Here is a 7,472-nt window from a genome sequence, read left to right as displayed (position 1 = left end):
TTTAGAATTTAGAATTTAGAATTTAGAATTTAGAATTTAGAATTTAGAATTTAGAATTTAGAATTTAGAATTTAGAATTTAGAATTTAGAATTTAGAATTTAGAATTTAGAATTTAGAATTTAGAATTTAGAATCCAAGATTCAACCTTTAACCTTCAACCTGCTAACCTGCAACCTTGGCCAAAAGGCCACGCTACGCGAACAACTTTCAACCTTGCAATTAACTAATCTTTAATACCTTACTATTAAAATTTGAACTGAGCCCCTGCTTGGACTCTAGCATCAAATCCTTCTTCACCGGTACCTAGTTTAGCATCTATAACAATACCATTATTTGAATGGTACCTCAAGATGCCGCCATAGTTAAAGTCTGACACTCGACTTTCAAGCCCCACAGAGGAAAAATAAGTATTTTTTTTATCCGGATAAAAATAGAGGAATAGGGAACAGGGAACAGCGGATCTGGGAACAGGGAGTAGGGCGTGGCGGAATATGGGGTAGACAGAGAATTTATTGGCACTTTCTGGATTTCTCTCGACTCAATCAGTAGCTAATCTATGCAATAGCAAGATGTGGTAAGGGTATGGCGATTAACCCCATCGGTGTCAATTGTTCCGATGCCAGCACCCTAGCTGAGGATCAGGGTCACGAAGCATCTCAATAATAATCTCAATGACCTTTATTCCTGGAGAGCTAGTCTGTGAGTGATCGTAACGATTTAATTGAAATTTATGGTGCTCAGAATCCCGATCGCCGTGGGGATGTCATTTTTGTCCATGGACTCGGGGGTGATGCGCTAAGTACTTGGCACCCGCAAGAACGGCGAGATGATGATAATTTTTGGCCTGCTTGGCTGGGGCAAGATTTATCAGATGTGGGAATTTGGTCTCTGGCTTATGAGGTACAACCGTTTAGATGGAAGGGTAATTCTATGCCTCTGGTAGACCGGGCGACTAATAGTTTAGATCTACTGGATAGTTATGAGATAGGCGATCGCCCAATAATTTTCGTTACTCACAGTATGGGGGGACTGCTGGTTAAACAGATGCTGCGCAGTGCTAGGGACTTTGGCAAATGGGGCGATCGCATCTGGGACGAGGGGAATTGTTTTCCTGTCTACCCCTCATTCTGGTTCGGTCTTTGGGCGCTTTCCTAGGCCGGGTTCCCCGGCCTAGGAAAGCGCCTTCGGGTCGCACCTCAAATACATTAAATCCTGACACAGCATTATAACCTGTGTCAGGTATAATACTTGTATGCTAACAATGACCTACGAATACAAGCTAGAACCAAATACCGAACAGATTGCTACTATCGAGCAAACGCTAGATATATGTCGATCGGTTTGGAACTTCGCCCTTAGACAGCGTAAAGATTGGTGTGCATCTCGTAAGTCGTCTATAAATGCTTGTTCGATTCATTATGAATACATCATTCCTGCTAACGAACCATTTCCTAACTACCATTTGCAAGCCAAACAGTTAACCGAAGCTAAGAAAGTCTATCCTCAACTCAAATTAGTTCACTCTCAAGTTCTACAGCAAACATTAAGAACCTTAGATAGAGCTTGGGATGATATGAAGGCTAGGGGTTTTGGTTTCCCACGGTTTAAAAATAAGTATCGGATGCGTTCTTTTGTTTTTCCACAGTTAGGGAAAAACCCGATCAGAAATGATGCTATTAAGATTCCCAAACTGGGATGGGTGAAATGGCGACAATCTAGACCTATTCCCTTTGGGTTTGAAGTCAAACAAGCAAGAGTAGTTAAAAAGGCATCTGGTTACTTTGTGATGCTATCACTTAAACTAAATGTTGACGTTCCTAATCCCATGCCTCACGGTCATCCGCGAGGTGTGGATTTGGGCTTTGACAAGTTTGTTGCTACCAGTGATGGCGAAGAGATTAAGCGACCTAGATTTCTGAAAACCCTACAACGTAAGCTGAAATTGCTACAACGTAGGCTAAAGAACAAACAAAAAGGCTCGAATAATCGGCACAAGTTAAACCAGAAAATAGCTAGACTACATCAGCAAATATCTGAGACTCGTAAAGATTGGCATTTTAAGCTGGCTCATCATTTGTGTGATGGTGCTGGCATGATATTTTTAGAAGATATCAACTTTGTCTCATGGCAAAGAGGGATGCTTTCAAAACACAGTGTCGATGCTGGATTCGGTCAGTTTGTAAATATATTAAAGTGGGTCTGTTTTCGTCGTGGCGTATATTTTGCCAAAGTCAATAAGGATGGGACTTCTCAGATTTGTCCTAACTGTGGCGCACATACAGGAAAGAAAACTCTAGATATTCGTTTTCAGCATTGCTTTGATTGTGGATATACAACTACACGGGATGTAGCAGCTAGCCAAGAAATTAGGAATCGTGGAGTAAGTGCGCTAGGGCATAGCGTGCTAGAAAATGTCTGTGGATTGGAAGCGACGGGGAGTATTGGTCACGATACTCTAGTTGGCACGAGACGAAGCAGAAAACCTAATTCGCGAGAGTTAGGAATCCCCCACTAAGACATCGAGCATAGCAAGATGGCGCTATGTGGGGGGAGGATGTCAAACAAACCTTTCCAGGGTCTAGGTTGGTTTTACCAAGGTCAAGGGGCTTATAACCAGGCATTACCCTGGTTAGAGCGATTCTTAAATCTCACCAAAAAAGGGGGTTCGGGGGATAATCCCCCACAGCTAACCGTTCGCGCAGCGTGACCGAATGGTCAAGGGTTCAACACTCTTGAGGTTAGCTAACAAACTTTCCGGAATAGCCAGTATCTTGTTGTAGAATAAACATAACTGAAATGAGCAAAGGCACTCTTTTTACTTCGGAGAAACGGCCATGCCAGTAGGTTAGTATCGGCGAGTGATACGCTTGCTCAAAGTATTGGGGCTGTCCGGGAGATGTTGAAAAAACTCCTAGGTCAACAACACCCATCTGTTGCCAAATCTCTCAACAATCTGGCATTACTCTACTCTAAGCAGTACAAAAAAATAGCAATTAAAGTAGGGTGGGCAAAGTAATATAATCTATCAATACTCACGCATAGCCAAACTGTTTTTGCCCACCCTACAAGCTAAAAAATCTAGCCTAGAGCAAGTTAATTTTTATGCTAGACTATAGAGATTTAATCACTAGGATTGCAGTCATTTTTTTATGATGACAAAAGTAGAAAAGATTCAAGCTGAAATTGAGGCTCTCTCTAAGGAAGATTTCGTGCGCTTGAGAGAGTGGTTTGCTGAAAAAGACTGGTTACTCTGGGATAAACAGCTTGAAGCTGATATCGCCGATGGGAAGTTAGACTTCTTACTTGAGGAGGCAATGACAGCTAAATCCGAAGGAAAATTACAGGATTTGTAAGCGGTAAATTTTAGTGGCTTGAATCCCTGGTTCAGATCCCCCTAAATCCCCCGAGCGAGGGATTGCTCGCTCGGGGGACTTTTGAATCTAATTCCCCCCTTTTTTAAGGGGGGTTAGGGGGGATCAAAGACTTGTGTGTACAAAAAAATAGCAATTAAAGTAGGGTGGGCAAAGTAATCTAATCTAGAATAATCAAAAGAACCAAAATGTTTTTGCCCACCCTACAAGCTGATAGCTGATAGCTGTCAGCCGTCAGCCATAGTAAAAAAAAATACCAATTAAAGTAGGGTGGGCAAAGTAATCTAATCTAGAATAATCAAAAGAACCAAAATGTTTTTGCCCACCCTACAAGCTGATAGCTGAATGCTCCCGATTCCCGATTCCCGATTCCCGTTCCCCTCCTGGGAGGGGTTAGGGGTGGGTTCCGATTCGCGATTCCCGATTCCCTACTCCCTTATCAAATCATCGTAACCGTCCCGAACGCAAAATACTGACAATCAGCCACAATCCTAAAAAACTAGCAGCAGCAAACAGGATATTAGTAACCACTAACATCTGGGGAGTTTGGCTTCCTGAGGCCACAATTGCTGCACCGATAATCAGGGAACCGACTACAATACTGAAGGAAAGTCGATTAGCGGAATCATCGATACTGTAACGTAGTTTGTCTAGCTCTGGGACGGTAATATTCCACTTCAGGGTTTCGGAACTAACCCGGTTTAAAAATAATTCGATTTGAGAAGGCGATCGCAATGACAGGCTTTTGAGATCTAAAATAGTTCTCAGAAGGGTTTGTAAGGGATCATCTCCCAGGAGTTGACGCCGAAACACTTCCGTAATCAGGGGTTTGATTTGGTCGAGCAGGTTAATGTCAGGATAAAATCCACGGGTAACCCCTTCCAAGTTAGCTAGGGTTTTGGCATATAAACCCATATTACCGGGTAAGCGGATTTTATTATTGCGCGAGACTTGCAGTATCTCATAAAACACTTCACTAAAGTTGATTTTGGAGAGGCTTCGGTTGTAATACTTGCGCAGCATGCGGTCATAGTCATTTTCCAGGCCAGATAAATTGACCGACTCACCGGCTTCAGATAGTTGTAGGGTTAACTGAGCACATCGCTTGCCATCTAAATCTACAATTGCTAAGAGCATTTCCGTCAAAATCTGTTGGCTGCGGGGGTCTAAGCGTCCAATCATCCCACAGTCTAATAAAGCGACGCGACCATCCCTCAGATAAAATATGTTTCCGGGATGGGGGTCAGCATGGAAGAAGCCATCGATGTAAACCTGCTGGAAAAAAGCCCGAAATAACAGGGTGGTAATTTCCCGTCGCTGGGTCTGGGGATCTTTGCCCTCTTGAGTTTGTGATAATTGCGCCGATAGCAGAGGTGCCCCTTCCAGCCACTCAATGGTAAGTAGCTTTTGGCTGGTCAAATCCCAGTAAATCTTTGGTATCACTAATTGCTGGGAATCGAACCAGCGGCTATTGGATAGATTACTGCGGAGTTTATCGGTATAGTTAGCTTCTTGGGTAAAATCCAGTTCTGCTTCTAGGGCAGTAACAAATTCATCTGCTATGACAACGATATCGTAAGTCTTACCAAATTCCGTCAGAGAGACTAACTCCGCTAAGCCCCGAATGATAGCAATATCTTGGGCAACTATCTGGTCAATCCCAGGACGTTGCACTTTCAGAGCCACCTCTTGACCATTTTTGAGGGTAGCCCGATGGACTTGACCAATGGAACCAGCAGCAATGGCTTGGGGATTGATGGTAGTAAAGGTTTCTGAGATTGGCTTGGCTAGTTCTTGCTGTAGCAGGCTTTCGATTTCACTCCAGGCTACTGCTGGTACATTGGCTTGCAAGTCAGTCAGGACTTCAACATAGGCTCCTGGTAATAGGTCGGGACGGGTAGACAGCAGTTGTCCTAACTTAACGTACACCGGACCTAAATCGATTAAAATGTTGCGAAGGACAGCAGGAGTGGGGAGTTGAGGTTCGTCATTATTTTTGTTGCCCGTTAGGAGTCCTCGCATGTAATCCCAACCGTTTCGGAAGACAACTTCTAGGATTTCTCGCTGGCGGGTACTGGTTTGAGTTAGGGAAAACATTGGCTGAGGGTGGTTGAGTGATTTGGTTATATCCTAGACTTCGCGGCAAAGTGGGGAATCGGGAATCGGGAATCGGGAATCGGGAATCGGGAATCGGGAATCGGGAGCAGGGGACAGTAGACAAAAATTGAAGCTGGATCGCAAAAAAAAATTTTCTGATCTACTTGCAAATCCAGACTAGATTTGTTAGCCTTAATAAGGCGTCAAAAAAAGCAAGCCGGGATAGCTCAGCTGGTAGAGCAGAGGACTGAAAATCCTCGTGTCGGCGGTTCAAGTCCGCCTCCTGGCATACAATATGAAACCACTTGGGAGCAAGCCTTTTATTGTTGATACATCAATTTAGTGTCTTGCTTTAGGCTGAAACAAACCAGATAATGCTAAAGATTTTTAGCAGAAATCACCTCATTTAGCAGGACGTACCACACGAATTAGTTTGCCTTGTAAAGTTTCCTCTGCTTTTACAGCTTCATCTATCCGTTCTGCAAACTGTTCCCAATTACGATTATTGGTACAAACAACAATGCCGAAATGGTCAGAGTTTCGGCGATGCAAGCGGATAAAATCATCTCTGTTGATAGTCAAAACCGAGCGTTCTTGGCTAATGGCAAATGCGAGTACTTCATTATCAGGTGTACCTCTATCTGCATTACCTGCTTCTTGGACAGTCAGAACATCATGCCCCAAAGTGCGTAATAATCCTACTACAGGAAAAGGGAACTGCTCATCTGCGTAAAAACGTGCCATCTACTAGGCTACCTCATTGCGCTCAATCGCTATTTCGATTTCATCGGGGTGAGCTTTTGCGTATACCCAAGCATTCGCTAAATCAGCAGCTGTAATTGTTGGATAACTTGTTAAAAGGTCACTATCACTGTATCCAAGACGACGAGCTTCTACAAGTAACCAGACGGGAATACGAGTATTGGCAATGCAAGCTTCTCCCCCACAAACTCTAGGGTTTTTCTCAATTCCTTGCCAATTGCTTGTGAGACTTTGAGCGAGTAACTGAATAACCTGCACTTTTTCACTAGGGCTAAGGGCAAGAAGTTGTTGCTCTAAGTCTTTAAGTACCACGGATGTCAATCCTTTGATGCGCGGGAAAGCTATATTTATAATTGTACCAGAAATCGGGAATCGGGAATCGGGAATCGGGAATCGAGGCAAAATCTTGTGTGGCTGATAGCTGAATGCTTAAATACAGTTCAATCCCACCAATAGCAAACAACAACCGCATCCCGATCACGTTGAATATCGTCTCCCCATAATGCTCCTTCGTATCGATATCTCAATCGGCGTTTGAGTCGGTAACTGTACTCTTCATTGGTGCCATCAGTTACCTCTACCGAGTCAGCTCGCCATTTTTTACCCAAATCTATTAGTTGGGAAACTTTAGTATCTTGATTTTCTGCAAGTATGTATAAGGTATCTGCTGGATAGGCCACAAAATGAATAATGCTGCTATCTGGCATGGGACGATAGTTTGCCATTGCCAGCAGGGTATCTACCAGACCACCAAAACTTAAGCCATTTTCATCTGGTGCAAAGACTGGTTTGGTAAACAGAAAGCTTGCCCATAAATCTCTGTGCTTGGAAAGGTCAGTAATAACTTCTGGGCCATCAAACTCATTGAATCGTCGCTGCAAAACCAAAGCAGCAAATAGTTCTTGGGGAGAATAGGATTCAGCAAGGGATTGGATTTTAGTTAAGTCAAGCATTGTTGTTATCAGGATTTTTACCTCGCCTAACTTCTTCTGTGTAAAAACGTGCCATCTACTAGGCGCGCTCAATGTCAGCAGTCAGCCGTCAGCGGTCAGCAGTCAGCTGAAAATAAACCTCATTCGCCTAAGGTAGGGCGTTCCCTTAGAGGATATCTGAAAAGTTTTTTGATACTGAATTTTGCCCCCCTGACCCCCCAACTTTGGGGGAAGAGTCAATTTGCTTCTAAAAGTCCCCCAGAATTGGGGGACCAACGGGGGCTTGGATGTAGCAAATGAGACTTCTCA

Annotated in this window: 10 protein-coding genes and 1 tRNA gene; 5 read left to right on the top strand and 6 right to left on the bottom strand. The window is 43.6% G+C overall.

The genetic code is table 11. The features are described 5' to 3' along the window. Nucleotides 1-700 precede the first annotated feature (700 nt). From F6K20_RS16835 to F6K20_RS16820, 4 genes are all read left to right on the top strand, one after another. Nucleotides 701-1,156, top strand: coding sequence for an esterase/lipase family protein (locus F6K20_RS16835; RefSeq protein ID WP_287295375.1), 456 nt, complete (start codon nucleotides 701-703; stop codon nucleotides 1,154-1,156). 97 nt (nucleotides 1,157-1,253) lie between these two features. Next, nucleotides 1,254-2,516, top strand: a complete 1,263-nt coding sequence (locus tag F6K20_RS16830; RefSeq protein WP_008181511.1) for an RNA-guided endonuclease InsQ/TnpB family protein — start codon at nucleotides 1,254-1,256, stop codon at nucleotides 2,514-2,516. A 39-nt stretch (nucleotides 2,517-2,555) separates the two neighbouring features. Then, a complete protein-coding gene (locus F6K20_RS16825; protein WP_008181513.1) occupies nucleotides 2,556-2,708 on the top strand; it encodes a hypothetical protein in 153 nt (50 codons plus the stop codon). Nucleotides 2,709-3,150: 442 nt separating this feature from the next. Further along, the gene (locus tag F6K20_RS16820; protein WP_229414381.1) at nucleotides 3,151-3,354 is read left to right on the top strand and encodes a hypothetical protein; all 204 of its coding nucleotides are present in this window, start codon (nucleotides 3,151-3,153) and stop codon (nucleotides 3,352-3,354) included. A 462-nt stretch (nucleotides 3,355-3,816) separates the two neighbouring features. Here F6K20_RS16820 and F6K20_RS16815 read toward each other — a convergent pair whose 3' ends face one another. Together F6K20_RS16815 and F6K20_RS16810 are read right to left on the bottom strand one after the other, a co-directional pair. After that, the gene (locus F6K20_RS16815) at nucleotides 3,817-5,469 is read right to left on the bottom strand and encodes an ABC1 kinase family protein (protein WP_287254234.1); all 1,653 of its coding nucleotides are present in this window, start codon (nucleotides 5,467-5,469) and stop codon (nucleotides 3,817-3,819) included. Nucleotides 5,470-5,495: 26 nt separating this feature from the next. After that, complete coding sequence (locus F6K20_RS16810) at nucleotides 5,496-5,639, bottom strand: hypothetical protein (protein ID WP_287254236.1); 144 nt, start codon at nucleotides 5,637-5,639, stop codon at nucleotides 5,496-5,498. Between the two features lie 46 nt (nucleotides 5,640-5,685). On the opposite strand from F6K20_RS16810, the gene F6K20_RS16805 reads away from it, so the two are divergent. Next, nucleotides 5,686-5,758 (top strand) — tRNA-Phe (locus tag F6K20_RS16805). A 113-nt stretch (nucleotides 5,759-5,871) separates the two neighbouring features. On the opposite strand, the gene F6K20_RS16800 is transcribed toward F6K20_RS16805, so the two are convergent. Genes F6K20_RS16800 through F6K20_RS16785 form a run of 4 tightly spaced genes read right to left on the bottom strand, consistent with a single transcriptional unit; the run spans nucleotide 5,872 to nucleotide 7,184 of the window. Further along, a complete protein-coding gene (locus F6K20_RS16800) occupies nucleotides 5,872-6,213 on the bottom strand; it encodes a DUF5615 family PIN-like protein (protein WP_008187460.1) in 342 nt (113 codons plus the stop codon). A 3-nt stretch (nucleotides 6,214-6,216) separates the two neighbouring features. Further along, entirely contained in the window at nucleotides 6,217-6,543 is a 327-nt protein-coding gene (locus tag F6K20_RS16795; RefSeq protein WP_008187462.1) for a DUF433 domain-containing protein, read from the bottom strand. Next, nucleotides 6,533-6,703, bottom strand: coding sequence for a hypothetical protein (locus tag F6K20_RS16790; protein WP_287263333.1), 171 nt, complete (start codon nucleotides 6,701-6,703; stop codon nucleotides 6,533-6,535). Before F6K20_RS16790 ends, F6K20_RS16795 begins: the two co-directional genes overlap by 11 nt. Then, nucleotides 6,672-7,184, bottom strand: coding sequence for a hypothetical protein (locus F6K20_RS16785; protein WP_008187463.1), 513 nt, complete (start codon nucleotides 7,182-7,184; stop codon nucleotides 6,672-6,674). The genes F6K20_RS16790 and F6K20_RS16785 overlap by 32 nt, the downstream gene beginning before the upstream one ends. Nucleotides 7,185-7,472: the final 288 nt, after the last annotated feature.

Origin of the sequence: Moorena sp. SIO2C4 (genome assembly GCF_010672485.1) — a bacterium.
GTDB classification, from domain to species: Bacteria; Cyanobacteriota; Cyanobacteriia; order Cyanobacteriales; family Coleofasciculaceae; genus Moorena; species Moorena producens.
The sequence above is the reverse complement of the archived record's forward strand: the minus strand, read 5'-3'. Positions and strand labels throughout refer to the sequence as shown.